Here is a 15,834-nt window from a genome sequence, read left to right as displayed (position 1 = left end):
TCTCCCACACCGTTTCAATATCGGTGTTTAGTTTGTAGGTCGGCTTTGGGCCAAGGTGGCCAGAATCTCTTCCCGATGCTCATCTAGCCGTGGTGGTGAGCGTAGAGTTTGGGTGAATGCTCGATCGTAGGCGACTGGGTTGCGGATCGTCGTGAAAGCGCCATGAATCGGGTGGTCTGCAGTGATCTGTACTTGAAGGTGTTGCGCCTGAGGGTCGGCTAATGCAGATGGGGCGTCATAAACGGGAGCGTGGGGAACATCACATGCCGAAAGCCGTCGACACCATTCATCAAGACTTCTCTGCACAAAAACTTCGCGTAAGGTCTGGATTAACTCGGTGTGATGCAATATGCGCTGCTCTCGGGTTTTGAAGCGAGGGTCGTCGTTGATTTGCGGTAATTCCAAGGCCTGGATCAGGTTATCCCAAAACTTGGGCGGGCTAGACATGTGCAAGGCAACCCGCAGGCCGTCTTTGCAGGTCAGAACGTGCGCTTGAGATGCCGCGGGGCGGCTATACGGCTGCATTTTCTCGCTATTGGCGAAATAATGCGTGAAGGAATCAATATTGAAGTGCATCATCGAACCGACCATGGATACTTCCACCGCTTTGCCGTGTCCGGTTTTATTGCGCTCAAAAAGTGCTCCCAGAATGCCATAGGCGGCGTAGAGGCCGGTAATGGAATCCGCTACGGCGGGGCCCAATACACGTGGGTTTTCTGGGTTCAACGTCAGATCCAGATAGCCGCTGGCGGCTTGTGCCACCGTGTCGTAGCAAGGTCGGCTCGCTCCCGGCCCATCGGACCCGAAACCAGTGATAGAACAATAAATTAACTGAGGATTCACTGCCCGCAACCGATCCTCGCCTACGTTCATGCGTTCTGCCGCGCCTGGACGGAAGTTCTGTATAAATACGTCCGCCGAGCGGATGAGTTCGTCGAAAACTCCCAGATCATCGTCCAGCGATGTGTTCAGTGCAATGCTGCGCTTGTTGCGGTTGAACGCTTGGAAATTCGCATCGAAGAGCGAACCATCCGGAGAGGTTCGAAACGGATCGCCTGTTCCTGTCTTTTCTACTTTAATGACATCGGCGCCCAAGTCGGCCAACAGCACACCGGCGGCAGGGCCAGTAATGAAGGTTCCCAATTCCACGACGCGTACGCCCGACAAGACCCCACTCATGCCGGCACCCCCGCCTGAACAGGAACACAGGACTTCGGGCCGTCATACGTTATAGCCTGCTCAGCATGGTGGTACATTAAAAACCCAATCGGTCGTGTTGATTCTTCATACAAATGCCCCAGTAGGCCGGCTGTTCGGGCCAGGATCGGGATTCCTTTTAATGCGCCGACGGGAAACCCCGTGTCGAGCAATACGGCGGGTATGGTGCCCGACACATTAATGGGCAGTGTTCGCCCATATATTTCCGGCAGCAATTGTTCGATGGCCAGTAAGGCCTCTACGTGCTTGCCTTGAACGTTATGCTCGGTGGCCATTTCAAGCAGGCGACGCGTGCGAGGGTCGCCCGACGAATGCAGTGGATGGCCATAACCCGGGACGGTCAGTTTGTTTTCTTTCCTTTCCTTCAGCTTAGCGCGTGTAACGTCGAGTATTGATGCCGATGTCTGGGCCGCAGTCTCGACGATATCGTGCAGCATCCGGCCACATACTTCGGACGTCCCCATAACGACAGAGCCTGCACCCAATATGCCAGCGGCTACCGCCGCCTGAAGCGCCCCGGGGTCGGCATCGTAAGTCATGCGTGCCGCTTGCGCTGTCGGGGTCAAGCCGTGTTCCGCAATCGTCACCAGCGTTGCATTGATGAATAGACTTTGAAGCGGGGTCGCCTGTTGTCCAGTGAGCAGGAAATAGTAAAAGTCGGCGAAGTTCATCTTTCCGATCAATTCGGAACACAAGTCTTTGCCGCGTATTGTTATGGAATGGGCGTCCGAAGTTGAAATGGCGCTAAGCGCGACCTGCTTGCCTATTAGCATGATTGAGACTTCTCCTTGAATAGTAAAGGTCATGCTAGGAAAAGCTAAACTATTGGTCAAATAAATAATTTCCATAGATTCTATTGGCGGCATCTATAGACTGGAGAAAGCACATGGAACTACGGCACCTTAGGTATTTCGTCGCTCTGGCGGAAAGGTTGAACTTCACTGAAGCGGCTAAACAAGTGCACGTCACGCAACCGACGCTGTCACATCAAATCAAGCAGCTCGAGAATGAACTGGGTAAGCCCCTTTTCGAGCGCTCGGAACGACGCTTACGGATGACGTCGGCCGGCGAGCTATTGCTTCCTAAGGCATTGGAAGCGCTCGGGACCATCGACAGCGGAATCGCGTTGCTTAAAGCATCGACCACAGATTTGACCGGACATATCCGCATTGCGACGACCCCCACCTTCAACATAACCGTCGTGCCCCATGCGGTGGCCCGCTACATCGAGCAGCATGCGGCGATCAAGATAACGGTAGAGGAATTCACTTCGGAAGAGATCGCCGAAAAAATACGAGAAGGCGCTTTAGACATGGCGATCGCCTATAGGCCTAAAGAAAGTAACGGCCTGCTATTCGAGCCCTTATGCAACGAAGAGCTCGTACTTATCGTAAGGAAAGATCACGCACTTGCCGGTCGAAAGCGCGTCCGGATGATCGAGTTGCACCGACGCGACCTTATATTGCCGACAACTCGTTTTGCCACACGGCATTTGCTGCAAGAAGCGTTTGAATCGGCCGGGGCGCAGCCCAACGTAATAATCGAGTCTGGAACGATAGCCTCGTTGCTGAATCTCGTCGTCGAGACGGGCGCTGCAACAATCCTTTCACGATATGCTTTACCGCTAAACTCTGAATTCCAGATGGTTCCCATTGAAAGCCCAAGACCGGTGCGCACGCCTGGCTTGGTATGGGCGCAACACAAAGAGCGCCTGCCTATTGAAGTTGCTTTCGCATCGGTTCTGCGCAGCGTCACGAACAGCATATTGCTCGAGAAAACGAAGGGCGAATCGCCGCCTCCAACGACCTAAGCGCCCCCCACCATTGCAAGTTTGATGAACTTCGCCTATGAGTCGCTTTGGGATTGACGCTCTCCTCACAACTATGTAAGATGTCCAACAACCTACATCATGGCATGAGCAATAAGGAGACGCTTCGTGAAGCCCTTGGAACGATTTACCGTACTGGATTTGACCCGCGTTCGTTCCGGCCCGGCGGCTGTACGGCAGTTTGCCGATTGGGGCGCCAACGTTATCAAGATCGAAGAGCCCAGTGACCTGGCCGACGACAAGCCCGGCGGTTCAGCCCAGTTTGCCGATTACCAGAACACACACCGAAATAAGAAAAGCATCACCCTGAACCTGAAGCACCCCAAGGGCAAGGCCTTGTTTCTGGAGCTGGTGAAGAAAGCCGATGTGGTGGTGGAAAATTACCGCCCGAACGTTAAGTTCAAGCTGGGTATCGATTACGAGTCGCTCAAAAAGGTGAACCCGCGCATCGTTTACGCCAGCGTGTCGGGCTTTGGGCAAGACGGGCCTTATGCCACGCGCCCGGGGCTAGATCAGATCGCACAGGGCATCGGCGGCTTGATGTCGGTGACGGGCGAACCCGGCCACGGTCCGATGCGAGCCGGCATTCCGGTTGCCGACCTGACGGCTGGCCTGTTTTGCGCCATCGGCATTTTTATTGCCTTGCTGGAACGCGAGCAATCGGGCGAAGGGCAATGGGTACAAACGTCGCTGTTGCAATCGCAGATCTGGATGATGGATTTCCAGGCTATGCGTTGGCTGATGAATAAGGAAGTCGCGGGCCAAAGCGGTAATGATCACCCAACAAGTAGCCCGACCGGCGTGTTCCCGACCCTGAACGGCCACATGAATATCGCCGCCATGGGCAATGATATTTTTGCACGCTTGTGCAAGGTGATAGGCGCCGAGGAACTGATCGCCGACGAACGCTACACGACGGTGCCGCTGCGGGCCGTCAACCGTAAATCCTTGAATGCCGCCATCGCCGCAAAAACGCAATTGAAGCCAACCGAGGACTGGATCGATCTGATGAATGAAAAGGGCGTGCCTTGCGGCCCGATTTTGTCCATGGACCAGACCTTCGAAAACGAGCAGGTCAAGCATCTGCAAATGGCCGCGCCCTTGAAGCATCCCAAGCTGGGTGATGTGCATGTGGTGGGTCAGGCAGTGAAGCTTAGCCGATCGGTCGTGGGCGACATTAGCCCTGCTCCGGAACAGGGCGAGCACAACCAAGGCGTGTACGCCTCGTTGGGCCTATCCGACGCAGAACTTGCGGCGCTGAAGGAAGAAGGGGTGATATAAGACAGGCTGTTTAGTACCTTACCTTGCGAGCCCGCCATGTTTACCGCTTTTGATAGACCCGACAACCTGCCCGACGCCATTGCCCAACAAATTCGGCTGAAGATTCTTTCTGCCGAATTTAAAGAAGGGCAGAAGTTGCCCACCGAGCACGAATTGTCGGCGTCGTTTCAGGTTAGCCGCAACGTGGTGCGCGAAGCCATTGCCCGCCTGAAACTGAACGGCTTGGTAGAGACGCGGCGCGGGGTCGGTACCTTTGTCTCCAGTAATGTGAATGCCAGAAAGTTTGAAGTGATTTCCGAAGACTTGTTGGATAGCGGACAACTCAAACAAATTTATCAATTGCGCATTGAAATCGAATCTGGTGCCGCGGCCCTGGCTGCCGAGAACCGGACGGCCGACCAGCTTGCTGCGCTGGAAGCCGCTTTATTAAAGACCGACCAGGCAGGCGGCGACTGGGAGCGCGGCGCTGAAGCCGCGGTCTTGTTTCACCTGGCCGTCAGCGAGTGTTCCAACAACCCTTACTTCTTCAGGCTAATGGAACACTTGAGTTACGTCATTCACAACGCAGTGCGAACCATGAGGTTCAGCACTCAAGGCACCAAACGCGTGGGCCATATCGAAGAAGAGCACCACCTGATTTTTGACGCGATCAAAAACCAAGACGCCGCCCTGGCCCGCCAGGCGATGCGTAATCATTTAAGCAACGGCATGGCCGGACACGGATACCTGAAAAAGGACGACAAGTAATGACAAAAGAACGCTTATTCCAAGGCGAGATTACCGACAACCTGGTGGTCGAGCGCGAAGGCCACACGGGCTGGATCACATTTAACGACCCGGCCAAACACAATGCCGTTTCCTTCGACATGTGGGCGGGGCTTCCCAAAGCACTGCAGGCCTTTGAAGACGACATCAATATACGATCGGTCGTGCTGACCGGCGCGGGCGACAAGGCCTTTGTAAGCGGCGCCAACATCTCGCAGTTCGACAAGTTGCGTACCGGTGTGTCGGCGGTTGAAGAGTACGAAGTCGTCGCCGAAAGGGCGCAGTTGGCTATCCAGGATTTCAGCAAGCCCTTGATTGCGCGCATCGATGGCTACTGCATCGGCGGCGGAATGAACATCGCGCTATGTTGCGACATCCGGCTAGCGAGCGATGCATCGATTTTTGCCATTCCCGCCGCCCGCCTGGGCCTAGGCTACCGGTTTACGGCGATTCAGAATCTAGTGCGTGCGACCGGCATGGCCAATGCGCTGGACATTTTTATTACCGCTTCCAAATACAACGCGCAGGAAGCCAAAGAGAAAGGCCTTATCAACGAGGTCACGACCCGAGCCGGGCTTGACGCCCTGCTGGACACCTACCTGAACAAGATTAACGCCAATGCCCCCCTGACCGTGGCCGCCGGCAAGAAGATGATACGCAGCCTGTCGGACCGTTTTTCCACTATCGATCGTGAAGAAATGAAGGCCCTCGTGCTGCAGTGCTTCGAAAGCGACGATTACAAAGAAGGCAAGCTAGCGTTCGCAGAAAAAAGGCAGCCCCAATTCAAGGGCCGTTAAATTCCTCATACTAAAGGAGTCATCATATGAAAGCAGGGAAATACTTGTTAACGGCAATCGCGCTGGCCACCATGGCGTCGCCCGCACTGGCCGCCTTTCCGGAACAACCGATACGCATTGTGGTCGGTTACGCCGCAGGGGGGACAACCGACATCTTGGCGCGCGCCTTGGGCGAGCAGTTATCCAAAGAATTGGGCGTATCGGTCGTCATCGAAAACAAGCCAGGCGCAGCCGGCAGCATTGCCGCGGCCAACGTGCAAACCGCCAAGCCCGATGGCTATACCGTTTTCATCGCCACGGTGTCCAGCCATGGCATGAACCCTGCCTTGTACAACAAATTGAACTACGATCCGGTCAAGGGATTTGCGCCGATATCCATGCTGGCCTCCATCCCGCTGGTGCTGGTGTCCGATCCTAAGCTGGGCTTCAAGTCGGTGGGTGATTTGGTCGCCGCAACCAAGGCCAAGTCGGGCGACTTCAACTATTCGTCCAGTGGCAACGGTTCACCCGTGCATATTGCGGGGGCCATGTTCGCCGAGCAGGCCAAGCTTGACGTGGTGCACGTACCGTACCGCGGCGGCGCATTGGCCAACACCGCCGTCATGGCGGGCGACGCGCAGTTCACCTTTGCCACACTGCCCGCCGCCTTGCCGCAAGTAAAGGCCGGCAAGTTGGATGCCTTGGCCGTTACCACCAAAGAACGCTCGACCGAACTGCCCAACGTGGCCACCATGGCCGAAGACAAGAACTTCCCAGGCTATGAAATCAATACCTGGAACGCCTTGCTCGCGCCCGCCGGCACGCCACAACCGGTCATCGACACCTTGAACAAAGCGGTCGTCAAGGTCATGGCCGCTGAAAAGCTGCAAACCAGCTTCAAGCGCGAAGGCGCGTTGCCGCAAAGCAGTACGCCTGAAGAGCTGAAACTGTTCATCGATGGCCAGCTTAAAACCTGGGACACCATCGTCAAGCAATTGAAGATCAATCTGAACTGATCAGCACTTCTTTTGCGACGTTAATGAATTGGTCGCGTGCGGCCGATTCAGTCGTACGATTCCAGGCAAGGGCCAATTCCAGCATTGGTCCGCCCCCTGCAATCTGGCGAAATACGACCCCTTTCAGGCGCATGTTGCGCCACGATGATGGAACTAGCGATACGCCCATGCCGGCCGATACCAGCATAATCATTGTAGAAATGTCGCCGGCTTCTTGTACGATGCGCGGATGAAAGCCAGCGTCGTGGCAGACCCGCAGGATCATTGTCGGTAAAGCCGAGCCCAGTGTACGTGCGAAGACAATGAACTGATCTTCGGCAAGGTCTTCTAACTTGATGCGAGACCGTGCCGTTAATCGGTGACCGCTTGGCAGCGCTACAACCAAGCGTTCTCGCGCTACGGTAAGTAGATCAAGGTCGGACCCCATAATGGGCGGCCGTAGGAAACCTAGGTCGAGCTGCTTGTCCATCAGCGCACTGATTTGCATCGGCGTCAGAAGGCTATCTCGCAAGGTCAACTCTACATTGGGGAATTGGTTGCGGTACGCGACCAGTATCTTCGGCAATGCCGTATAGATGACCGAATTGGTAAAGCCGATGGTCAGGCGGCCCACAATTCCGGCTTCCGCATTGACCACTGAACGGCGGGCTTGCTCTGTGGCGGCCAGTATGGCTTTCGCTTCGGGAATCAGGGCGCGGCCGGCACTTGATAACTCGACGCGGTGCTTGGTGCGATCAAATAACACTACCCCGAGATCATCTTCAAGCTGCTTGATCTGGCGTGATAAAGGCGACTGTGCAATATGAGCACGCTCGGCCGCCCGGCCGAAGTGCAGTTCCTGCGCCACGGCAAGAAAGTAACGTAACTGACGTAGTTCCATTAAATGATGCTAGCACAGTCAACCGTCCATTCCCGCTGCGTTTCAGACAGCCGGCGAGCGGCTAGCTGAGCGGTTTTACGCCACCGACGCCGTGTTCACGCTTCAGGCGAAGCTTGTCGATTTTGCCAGCACCGTTCTTTGGCAGGCTATCAATAAATATGACATGAGCTGGCTGCTTATAGCGTGCGAGCCGACCCTGTAGATGGGCGAGAACGCCTGCACGGTCTAAGGCATAGCCGGGCTTACGGCTAACGATAGCGCATACCGCTTCGCCCCACTTTGCATCGGGTATACCAATGACAGCGGTTTCGAGTATGGCTGGATTTTCAATTAGCCTTGCTTCCACTTCGGTGGCATAAATGTTTTCTCCGCCACTGATTATCATGTCTTTGCGGCGTCCAGCGACGGTCAAATATCCGTCAGCATCAATTTTTCCTAAATCGCCGCTGCGCAGCCATCCATCGTGTATGACTTCACTTGTTTCGGCGCTCCGTTTCCAGTAGCCCTGCATGATGTTGGGTCCGTTGGACTCGATCTCGCCAATTTCATCCGGCATGGCTTCTCCGCCATTGGAGTTCGTGATGCGTATTTGGCTAAACAGTGGGGGCAGGCCAGCTGTCATTCGTTTTTCTGCCGGCGCACTGGGCGACAACGCGGTCACCAAAGGCGAGGCCTCAGTCAGGCCGTAGCGTTGTATTACGGCAATTCCCCTGCGTTGATACTGTTCAATCAGTGCTTCTGGCACCGGTGCCCCACCCACAATAATGGCGCGCAGTTCTGGCAGTGCGGTGCTATCGAAGGCGTCATGCGCTGCCATCAACTTGTACATGGCAGGAACGCCGGCAACGAGGGCAATTTTCTCTTTGGCAAGCCGGTGCAACATGCGCTCGGCATCGAAGGATCGTTCAAGATGAATCCTGGCACCTCGAAGAAAGCATTCCATGAATGTAGCGATAGGTGCGGCATGGAAGAGCGGTGCAGAGATCAACACGCGATCATGGTCGAAGCCACCCTGGATCAAGATAATATTTAACGCATTCCAGAAGACATTGCCATGGCTTAGCATGACGCCTTTAGGCTGACCGGTGCTGCCGGACGTATACAGTAGCCAGGCCGTATCGTTCCATTCGCACTCCTTCATAGAAGGAATTTCGACCGCATCGTTCGCAATGATGGCATGAAACTCGTCGCGGCCATCCCGGCTGGAACGAACGAATTGCGTGCAGTCGCAGTGGGAAGCTGCGTCGATTTTCATGGATTCGAATTCGGCGCCATAGATCAACACGCGCGCCCCACAATCCTGCATTGTGTTGGCTATCTCGGTAGCGCTAAGCCGAAAGTTCAATGGCACGAAGATAGCGCCGATACGTGCTGCCGCAAACATGACGATAACGAAGCGCGAGTCGTTATAGTCCAGAAAGGCCACTCTGTCGCCCGGCGCTATGCCGGCCTGCAGCATCCAGGCCGACATGCGTAATGTCGCCTCGTGCAATTGCCGGTAAGTCCATCGTTCGCAGGTATCGCCAGCGTGCCAATACACAATGGCTTCCTGGTCGGCTTGGATTGATGCGCGGCGTTCCAGCCATAGGGCAATGTTTGGATTGATGGGCAATTGAGGATTAACGTGCATGAGCCAACGGATAGTGAAATGTTGATGAGTCGAAGGTTTAGGGCTTAGTGGTGCGCAACAGTTTGTCTTGTTCGGTCTGCGCTTTGATACGATCACGTGCCTCTTGCCACTGCTCGTCGGTCCAATCCATATAGTGGGTGAAGTACGCGCCTTGGGCCAGGTGGTAGGCTCCGTCAATGGCGATCGTCTCACCAGTTAGCCATTCGCATCCGTCTGCCATCAGGAAGGCCGCAAGATTTGTAAGTTCTGGCATTCTTCCCAGCCGCCGCATCGGGTTGCTATTGGTTTCCAGTGAATGCGGATCGCTACCCGGTCGAAGACGTGCCGTGGCGCCCTCAGTGGGGAAGATGCCTGGCGCGATCGCGTTCAGCCTAATGCCGTATCGCCCCCATTCGGTGGCAAGCGACTTGGTCATCGCATCGATGCCAGCCTTCGACATGGCCGAGGGCACGACGAAAGGCGCGCCGGTTCGCACCCACGTTGTCACGATCGAAAGAATGGAGCCTTTCAAGCGTTCAGCAATCCAACGCTTCCCCACCGCATGTGTGATGTAGAAAGTGCCATGGAAAACAGTATCCGCGATGGCGTCGAAGCCTCGTGATGACAGGTCCTCGGTCCGGCTTATGAAGTTTCCCGCGGCATTATTGACAAGGCCGGTCAGCGGTCCGTCTTGCCAAACCCGGTCGATGGCGGCTTCAACGGCCGCTGGATCACGCAAATCCAGGACCACGGTTTTTACGCTGCCGCCATGCGCGTTAATAAGTTCGTCTGCCGATTCCACCAATACCGTTTCGCGCCTTCCGCAAATATAAATATCTGCGCCAAGTGAAAGTAAATGGCTGGCTATTTCTTTACCGAGGCCTGTGCCTCCACCCGTTACGAGGATTCGGTGCCCGCTTAATAGTCCCGAAACAAACATATCGCCCTTTACTAATACGTATAAGCCCAAGGTATAAGCCACGGCACACGTGCCTCGTCGTCTTGGAGCCGAGTATGCATAGCATTGCGTCCGTCGGTCCAATGTTTAATCGGCATGCCTTAAGACCTATAAGGTCTTGAAGGGTTATAGCGCTGGACCTACTATGACAGGCATAAATCAACAACTAAACGCCTAGGAGAAACTGCTGATGTATTTCGAGCTGAGCGAAGAGCAGCTTCAGGTTCGCGAGAGTCTTCGTCGGGCCATGGCTTCCATCCTTACGCCGGACTACCTCAGAAAGATCGATCAGGAAGGCACCTACCCCTACGAGGCTTACGATGCCTGGGTGCAATTGGGGCTTACCGGCTGCGGTATTCCTACGCAGTACGGTGGAACGGGCGGCAGCATTGAAGACCTTGCACTGATATCCGAGGCACTCGCCTATTTCAGTTACGACGTGTCTACCGCTTTCATGGTGTCGCTTTTCACCGGAATGACCTTGCTCAAATGCGGTCGCTCCGAACAAAAAGCGGCCCTGCTTCCCCAGCTGGTTAACGGCGAGATACGCATGTCGGTGTGCATCAGCGAGCCGGAGGCGGGCTCGGATGTCGGTGCCATCAAGACCAGGGCGGTTAAAGCCGGCAATAAGTGGGTCTTGAATGGACAGAAATTGTGGGTTACGGCTGCAGGGGCCCGCAAGAGCATGCTGCAAATCTATGCAAGAACCGACGCCAATACATCGGCGAAGAAGGGCATGTCGGTATTCTTGGTTCCGAACGACACGCCGGGAATAGAGTGCCGCAAACTTGAAATGCTGGGCCGGCGCGCCGCAGGCTCATACGAAATTTTCATCACCGATGTTCGGGTTCCGGAAACCGCCATACTGGGTGAAGTCAATCGCGGTTGGGAATACCTACTGGCTGGGCTCCAGGCAGAGCGGGCACTGACTAGCTCCGGGTACGCCGGGGCCGCCCAAAAAGTGGTCGATATCGCTTTCACATACGCCAGCGAACGCAAACAGTTCGGCAAAAAATTAGGCGAATTTCAGGCCATCGCCCATATGTTGGCCGATATGCAGACCGAAGTAGATGCCGCTCGCCTTTTGGCTTATCGGGCGGCGGGGCGTTTAAGCCGCGGCTTAGATGCATCGCGCGAAGTATCGATGGCAAAGCTGTTTGGTTCGGAAACCTACATTAAGGTCGCAAACCAAGGCATGCAAATCCTTGGCGCCTATGGCTACAGCCTGGAAACCGAGATGCAACGTCATTTTCGTGACGCCCGCAGCACCACAATAGGGGCCGGAAGCTCGCAAATGCAGCGCAATACCATCGCGACCATGATGGGGCTTTAGCCGCGCGGGTCTATGCCAGTCAACAAACGCAGGACAGAATTATTTTTTAACGGAGACAAAAAAATGCAGCGAACATTTATCAAGCTATTGACTGGACTTGGGCTGGCGGCATGTGCCGCACTGGCGCACGCGCAGTACCCCACCAAGCCGATTTCCATGGTTGTTTCATTTCCTCCCGGCGGCACCTCGGATTCGATGGCTCGCATCATCGCCAAGAATCTCTCAGACGGCATCGGTCAACCTGTCATCGTCGAAAACAAGCCTGGCGCAGAAGGCCAGATCGCGGCGATGGACGTCATGAAGGCCGCTCCCGACGGCTACCGCATCGGTTTTGTTACGTCGGGCAACCTCTCAGCGCTTCCGGCAATGCGCAATACGCCGCCTTACGATCCCGCCACCGATTTCACCGCGATTGCGGATATCGGCCGCTACGCATTTTTCCTATTCACCCATCCTAAAGTGCCAGCCAAGACGTTCAAGGAATTTATTGAATATGCCAAGGCGAACCCGGACACCCTTAGTTATGGAACGGGTAATGCAACGGGAGTATTGGCGTTTGCGCAATTGAAATCCATGTTCGGCATCGACTTGTTGCACGTGCCGTACAAAGGCGAACCGCCTGCCACGACCGACCTGGTTAGCGGCCGCGTAGACGCTATGATAGGTACCGGGGCAGGGCTGCCTTACGCCAAGGATGGCAGATTGCGTACGCTTGTCACGCTTTTGCCCACCCGCAGTCCACTCGCGCCTGATGTGCCCGTGCTAAAGGAAATCGGCATGGGCGAATTACCCGTCATTATCTGGGCCGGAATTGTCGGTCCTAAGGGGATGCCTAAAGACGTCGTGGACCGCCTTAATCAAGTCATCAACGCGTCGCTGGCCAAGCCTGACGTTCGATCGCAAATAGAGCAACTCGGCTTTGCCGTTACGCCGTCCAAACCTGATGTTTTTGCTGCGATGATCAAAGAGCAGGTCGGCGCGTACGAGTCGTTGGTGAACAGCATCGGCATGAAAAAGTAGAACACCGCCGCCTTTACTCTGGAGCAAAAATGTCCCTTCCCGCTATCTTGCAGAACCGCTTGTCGATACCGGTCGTCGGTTCGCCCATGTTTATTGTTTCGAATCCCGATCTGGTCATTGCACAGTGCAAGGCCGGCATAGTGGGGTCGTTTCCGGCATTGAACGCCAGACCGCAGCACGTTCTAGACGAATGGCTCGATAGAATCACGACGGAATTGGCCGAATACGATGTCAAAAATCCTGATAAGCCCTCCGCCCCGTTCGCGCTGAATCAAATCGTTCATAAATCGAATGTGCGCCTTGATGACGACATGGCGCTGTGCGTCAAGCACAAAGTAAAAATCGTCATTACCTCGCTGGGGGCGCGCGAAGAAGTCAACCAGGCGGTGCATTCCTACGGTGGCATCGTGCTGCACGACGTCATTAACAATAAGTTTGCCCGCAAGGCGATAGAGAAGGGTGCTGACGGTCTTATCGCGGTGGCCGCAGGTGCAGGCGGCCACGCCGGCAGGATTTCACCCTTTGCCTTGATCCACGAAATACGCGAATGGTTCGATGGGCCGCTGCTGTTGTCGGGCGCTATCAGCAATGGCAACGCCATATTGGCTGCCCTGGCTGCCGGTGCAGACCTGGCCTATATCGGTACGACGTTTATTGCAACTGAAGAAGCCAACGCCACGCCTGCTTATAAACAAATGATCGTCGAGGGCGATGCCTCGGAAATTGTTTATACAAACTTCTTCACTGGGGTCCATGGCAACTATCTTAAAGGCAGCATACTGACGGCCGGCCTCGATCCCGAAAACATGCCAGAGGCCGATCCCTCGAAAATGAACTTCAGCGCTGGGTCGTCTAAAGCCAAGGCATGGAAAGACATTTGGGGTTCTGGCCAGGGCATAGGCGCGGTCAAAGGGGTGGTTCCGGTGGCCGAGCTGGTTGCCCGCCTACAGCGAGAGTACATGGCGGCACGAGATCGCTTGGCACTGGCGTAAGGCGCGGGGTAAAGAGTGGCGGACTGGGTGCTGCTTAGATTGCGGCTGGCCAATCGCTCAACTGGCGTGCCCATGCCGCGCTTTATAATCGCAGCATGAAATACCTGAAGGCTTATTCACAAGGCCTGCAAGACAAGGCCCGGCTACTGGTCGAACGCGGACAGTTGGCCGATGTCTTGCACAGTCGCTACCCCAAGGGCCATCTTGTCCGCACCGACAAGGCCCTGTACGACTACGTCGTGGACCTGAAAAATGTTTACATTCGAAACGGCGCGCCGATCAGCAAAGTGGCCTTCGACAGCAAGCTGCAAGTCATCGCCCATGCGTTGGGTACCCACACCACGATCTCGCGCGTTCAAGGCAAAAACCTGAAAACCAAGCACGAGATCCGCATTGCTACGATATTTCGCGCGGCGCCTGAAGAATTCCTGAAGATGATCACCGTGCACGAACTTGCGCACCTGAAAGAAAAAGAACACAACAAGTCGTTCTACAGCTTATGCGAGCGCATGGAGCCGAACTATCACCAGTACGAGTTCGATCTGCGGCTGTATCTTACCCATTTGGACCAGCCGGGGGCTGAAGGGTTGTGGGATGCGGGCAAGCAAGAGCCGGGCGCTTAGAGTCGCATCACTGTTCCGCCTTTGCAGAAGGACTGGAAGCTGTGCTTCGCACAAGGTGCCATTCAGAATGCCTTGATAAGGCGTATCCCAAACTATACAATTGCCTCATGAAAACCATCCTCACCACTGAGGTGTTCGACATTTGGTTCACCGGTCTAAAGGATAGGCAGGCCAAGCGGCGCATCCAGGCTCGTATCGACCGTGCTGAAGATGGCAACTTTGGCGATTGCGAACCGGTGGGTGAGGGCGTTTCAGAGATGAGAATTCACTGTGGGCCCGGCTATAGGGTGTATTTCACCCAACGCGGCATGGAAATCGTGATTCTGCTTGCGGGAGGCGATAAATCTACTCAGTTCAAAGACATCAAAACTGCGCTCGAAATTGCGCGGCAACTTTAGGAGGCCACTATGGGAACCATCAAGCTGCGGAAATGGGATAGCGCCGAACACCTCAAGACTGACGAGGACATGGCGCTTTATCTAGAAGCTTGCCTGGAAGAGGGCGGAGATGATGCCGCGTTCATCGCTAGGGCACTGGGCAATATTGCCCGCGCCAAGGGCATGACTCAATTAGCGCGTGAAACCGGATTGGGGCGCGAGAGCCTTTACAAGGCACTATCCGGCGAAGGAAATCCAAGTTTCGCTACCATTTTAAAGGTGGTGTCCGCCCTTGGCATCAAGTTGCACGCTGAGGTGGCGCCCAACTAGGCTTGACGGAACTAAGACCAAGGCCTTGGAGTTGGGGGGGGGGGAAATAGCCCGATGCGGTCAAGCCCTTCGGCTAGTCGTGAATCCCATACCAAACCATGCCCACCCATTCATGCAGCGCTATATTGGCTAAATGCAGATACGACGCCTGCGGAATGAAGTTCATAATGCCTTTCACCGGCTTCATGTGGAAGATAGTGGGGGCGGCCACCACCGTGAACCCTGAGTTTTCGAACGCTTTTTTGGCCCTGGGCATATGCCAGGCGTGGGTGACCAGCGCAATCGTATCGACACCTTCTTTCTGAAGAACCTCCCTGGAAAGCCGGGCATTCTCAGCGGTGTTGTTCGATTCCGTTTCCGTCCATCGCACGGGCACCCGGAATACGGTTTCCAGGTCGCGTTGCATCACATAGCCTTCGGGTTCTCCGCTGCTGGGGGTGCCCCCCGTAACCAGGATGGGCAGGTCGTACGTGTTCTGCAAGAACGCCGCATACCGCAGGCGTTCCAGCGTGGTGCTGCTCGAGACATCGCTGGCATATTCGGGCTGCTCGTGGCGGATCGCACCGCCCAGCACCACAATGGCCTTTACCTTGCCAAGCTCGTGAGGATCGACGGGGTCTTGGTGTTCCAGCGTGCGTATCATCTTGTGTGCAGTGATCGGCATGCTCAGCACGCTCAAGGCCACGATGCCAAGCAGCACTAACGTTAAGCCCGCGCGCCGAAACCGGCTGGCCATCAGCAGGCAGCCGATGATCATCAGCAATATAAGGCTGGTGGGCAACAAAATAAGCTGCGAAATAATGCTATTCAGGGTGCTGGTCATGGTCG

General features: G+C 55.3%; 17 protein-coding genes. 11 read left to right on the top strand and 6 right to left on the bottom strand.

Annotated elements, in window-relative coordinates:
* Window positions 1–27: 27 nt before the first annotated feature.
* Together EKL30_RS10015 and EKL30_RS10010 are read right to left on the bottom strand one after the other, a co-directional pair.
* Complete coding sequence (locus EKL30_RS10015) at window positions 28–1,179, bottom strand: CaiB/BaiF CoA-transferase family protein (protein WP_126707091.1); 1,152 nt, start codon at window positions 1,177–1,179, stop codon at window positions 28–30.
* Window positions 1,176–1,991 carry a citryl-CoA lyase gene (locus EKL30_RS10010; protein WP_126707090.1) on the bottom strand — a complete coding sequence of 272 codons (816 nt, stop codon included), beginning with the start codon at window positions 1,989–1,991 and terminating at the stop codon, window positions 1,176–1,178. Before EKL30_RS10010 ends, EKL30_RS10015 begins: the two co-directional genes overlap by 4 nt.
* 113 nt (window positions 1,992–2,104) lie before the next feature.
* Between EKL30_RS10010 and EKL30_RS10005 the strand changes: the two genes are divergently transcribed.
* The 5 genes from EKL30_RS10005 to EKL30_RS09985 all read left to right on the top strand — a co-directional run bounded on the left by EKL30_RS10005 (window position 2,105) and on the right by EKL30_RS09985 (window position 6,884).
* Complete coding sequence (locus tag EKL30_RS10005; protein ID WP_126707089.1) at window positions 2,105–3,028, top strand: LysR substrate-binding domain-containing protein; 924 nt, start codon at window positions 2,105–2,107, stop codon at window positions 3,026–3,028.
* Between the two features lie 126 nt (window positions 3,029–3,154).
* A complete protein-coding gene (locus tag EKL30_RS10000; protein WP_199748532.1) occupies window positions 3,155–4,327 on the top strand; it encodes a CaiB/BaiF CoA-transferase family protein in 1,173 nt (390 codons plus the stop codon).
* Between the two features lie 36 nt (window positions 4,328–4,363).
* Entirely contained in the window at window positions 4,364–5,074 is a 711-nt protein-coding gene (locus tag EKL30_RS09995) for a FadR/GntR family transcriptional regulator (protein ID WP_126707087.1), read from the top strand.
* Window positions 5,074–5,889: an enoyl-CoA hydratase gene (locus EKL30_RS09990; protein ID WP_126707086.1), complete on the top strand. Its 816-nt coding sequence runs from the start codon at window positions 5,074–5,076 to the stop codon at window positions 5,887–5,889. Before EKL30_RS09995 ends, EKL30_RS09990 begins: the two co-directional genes overlap by 1 nt.
* Before the next feature lie 26 nt (window positions 5,890–5,915).
* Window positions 5,916–6,884 (top strand): tripartite tricarboxylate transporter substrate binding protein, encoded by a 969-nt coding sequence (locus tag EKL30_RS09985; protein WP_126707085.1) that lies wholly within the window; start codon window positions 5,916–5,918, stop codon window positions 6,882–6,884.
* Here the strand turns inward: EKL30_RS09985 and EKL30_RS09980 are convergent.
* The 3 genes from EKL30_RS09980 to EKL30_RS09970 all read right to left on the bottom strand — a co-directional run bounded on the left by EKL30_RS09980 (window position 6,871) and on the right by EKL30_RS09970 (window position 10,313).
* Window positions 6,871–7,764 carry a LysR family transcriptional regulator gene (locus EKL30_RS09980; RefSeq protein WP_126707084.1) on the bottom strand — a complete coding sequence of 298 codons (894 nt, stop codon included), beginning with the start codon at window positions 7,762–7,764 and terminating at the stop codon, window positions 6,871–6,873. The genes EKL30_RS09985 and EKL30_RS09980 overlap by 14 nt on opposite strands.
* A gap of 61 nt (window positions 7,765–7,825) precedes the next feature.
* Window positions 7,826–9,394, bottom strand: coding sequence for a long-chain fatty acid--CoA ligase (locus EKL30_RS09975; protein WP_126707083.1), 1,569 nt, complete (start codon window positions 9,392–9,394; stop codon window positions 7,826–7,828).
* A 37-nt stretch (window positions 9,395–9,431) separates the two neighbouring features.
* Window positions 9,432–10,313 (bottom strand): SDR family oxidoreductase, encoded by an 882-nt coding sequence (locus EKL30_RS09970; RefSeq protein ID WP_126707312.1) that lies wholly within the window; start codon window positions 10,311–10,313, stop codon window positions 9,432–9,434.
* Between the two features lie 208 nt (window positions 10,314–10,521).
* On the opposite strand from EKL30_RS09970, the gene EKL30_RS09965 reads away from it, so the two are divergent.
* From EKL30_RS09965 to EKL30_RS09940, 6 genes are all read left to right on the top strand, one after another.
* Window positions 10,522–11,664, top strand: a complete 1,143-nt coding sequence (locus tag EKL30_RS09965) for an acyl-CoA dehydrogenase family protein (RefSeq protein WP_126707082.1) — start codon at window positions 10,522–10,524, stop codon at window positions 11,662–11,664.
* Between the two features lie 63 nt (window positions 11,665–11,727).
* Entirely contained in the window at window positions 11,728–12,684 is a 957-nt protein-coding gene (locus EKL30_RS09960; RefSeq protein WP_126707081.1) for a tripartite tricarboxylate transporter substrate binding protein, read from the top strand.
* Window positions 12,685–12,713: 29 nt separating this feature from the next.
* On the top strand, window positions 12,714–13,676 hold the full coding sequence (locus EKL30_RS09955) for a nitronate monooxygenase family protein (RefSeq protein WP_126707080.1): 963 nt from the start codon (window positions 12,714–12,716) through the stop codon (window positions 13,674–13,676).
* 95 nt (window positions 13,677–13,771) lie between these two features.
* Window positions 13,772–14,299, top strand: a complete 528-nt coding sequence (locus EKL30_RS09950) for a M48 family metallopeptidase (RefSeq protein WP_126707079.1) — start codon at window positions 13,772–13,774, stop codon at window positions 14,297–14,299.
* Window positions 14,300–14,406: 107 nt separating this feature from the next.
* Window positions 14,407–14,697, top strand: a complete 291-nt coding sequence (locus EKL30_RS09945; protein WP_126707078.1) for a type II toxin-antitoxin system RelE/ParE family toxin — start codon at window positions 14,407–14,409, stop codon at window positions 14,695–14,697.
* A gap of 9 nt (window positions 14,698–14,706) precedes the next feature.
* Window positions 14,707–15,006, top strand: a complete 300-nt coding sequence (locus tag EKL30_RS09940) for an addiction module antidote protein (protein ID WP_126707077.1) — start codon at window positions 14,707–14,709, stop codon at window positions 15,004–15,006.
* Window positions 15,007–15,079: 73 nt separating this feature from the next.
* Here EKL30_RS09940 and EKL30_RS09935 read toward each other — a convergent pair whose 3' ends face one another.
* Window positions 15,080–15,829: a YdcF family protein gene (locus EKL30_RS09935; RefSeq protein WP_126707076.1), complete on the bottom strand. Its 750-nt coding sequence runs from the start codon at window positions 15,827–15,829 to the stop codon at window positions 15,080–15,082.
* Between the last annotated feature and the right edge of the window lie 5 nt (window positions 15,830–15,834).

The organism is Candidimonas sp. SYP-B2681, from assembly GCF_003971065.1.
GTDB lineage: Bacteria > Pseudomonadota > Gammaproteobacteria > Burkholderiales > Burkholderiaceae_B > Pollutimonas.
Note: the sequence above shows the minus strand (reverse complement) of the source record. Positions and strands in the feature narration are given on the sequence as shown.

Coding starts and splice junctions, on each gene's coding strand:
- EKL30_RS10015 (WP_126707091.1), bottom strand. CDS start 1,179: ATGAGTGGGGTCTTGTCGGGCGTACGCGTCGTGGAATTGGGAACCTTC.
- EKL30_RS10010 (WP_126707090.1), bottom strand. CDS start 1,991: ATGCTAATAGGCAAGCAGGTCGCGCTTAGCGCCATTTCAACTTCGGAC.
- EKL30_RS10005 (WP_126707089.1), top strand. CDS start 2,105: ATGGAACTACGGCACCTTAGGTATTTCGTCGCTCTGGCGGAAAGGTTG.
- EKL30_RS09995 (WP_126707087.1), top strand. CDS start 4,364: ATGTTTACCGCTTTTGATAGACCCGACAACCTGCCCGACGCCATTGCC.
- EKL30_RS09990 (WP_126707086.1), top strand. CDS start 5,074: ATGACAAAAGAACGCTTATTCCAAGGCGAGATTACCGACAACCTGGTG.
- EKL30_RS09985 (WP_126707085.1), top strand. CDS start 5,916: ATGAAAGCAGGGAAATACTTGTTAACGGCAATCGCGCTGGCCACCATG.
- EKL30_RS09980 (WP_126707084.1), bottom strand. CDS start 7,764: ATGGAACTACGTCAGTTACGTTACTTTCTTGCCGTGGCGCAGGAACTG.
- EKL30_RS09975 (WP_126707083.1), bottom strand. CDS start 9,394: ATGCACGTTAATCCTCAATTGCCCATCAATCCAAACATTGCCCTATGG.
- EKL30_RS09970 (WP_126707312.1), bottom strand. CDS start 10,313: ATGTTTGTTTCGGGACTATTAAGCGGGCACCGAATCCTCGTAACGGGT.
- EKL30_RS09965 (WP_126707082.1), top strand. CDS start 10,522: ATGTATTTCGAGCTGAGCGAAGAGCAGCTTCAGGTTCGCGAGAGTCTT.
- EKL30_RS09960 (WP_126707081.1), top strand. CDS start 11,728: ATGCAGCGAACATTTATCAAGCTATTGACTGGACTTGGGCTGGCGGCA.
- EKL30_RS09955 (WP_126707080.1), top strand. CDS start 12,714: ATGTCCCTTCCCGCTATCTTGCAGAACCGCTTGTCGATACCGGTCGTC.
- EKL30_RS09950 (WP_126707079.1), top strand. CDS start 13,772: ATGAAATACCTGAAGGCTTATTCACAAGGCCTGCAAGACAAGGCCCGG.
- EKL30_RS09945 (WP_126707078.1), top strand. CDS start 14,407: ATGAAAACCATCCTCACCACTGAGGTGTTCGACATTTGGTTCACCGGT.
- EKL30_RS09940 (WP_126707077.1), top strand. CDS start 14,707: ATGGGAACCATCAAGCTGCGGAAATGGGATAGCGCCGAACACCTCAAG.
- EKL30_RS09935 (WP_126707076.1), bottom strand. CDS start 15,829: ATGACCAGCACCCTGAATAGCATTATTTCGCAGCTTATTTTGTTGCCC.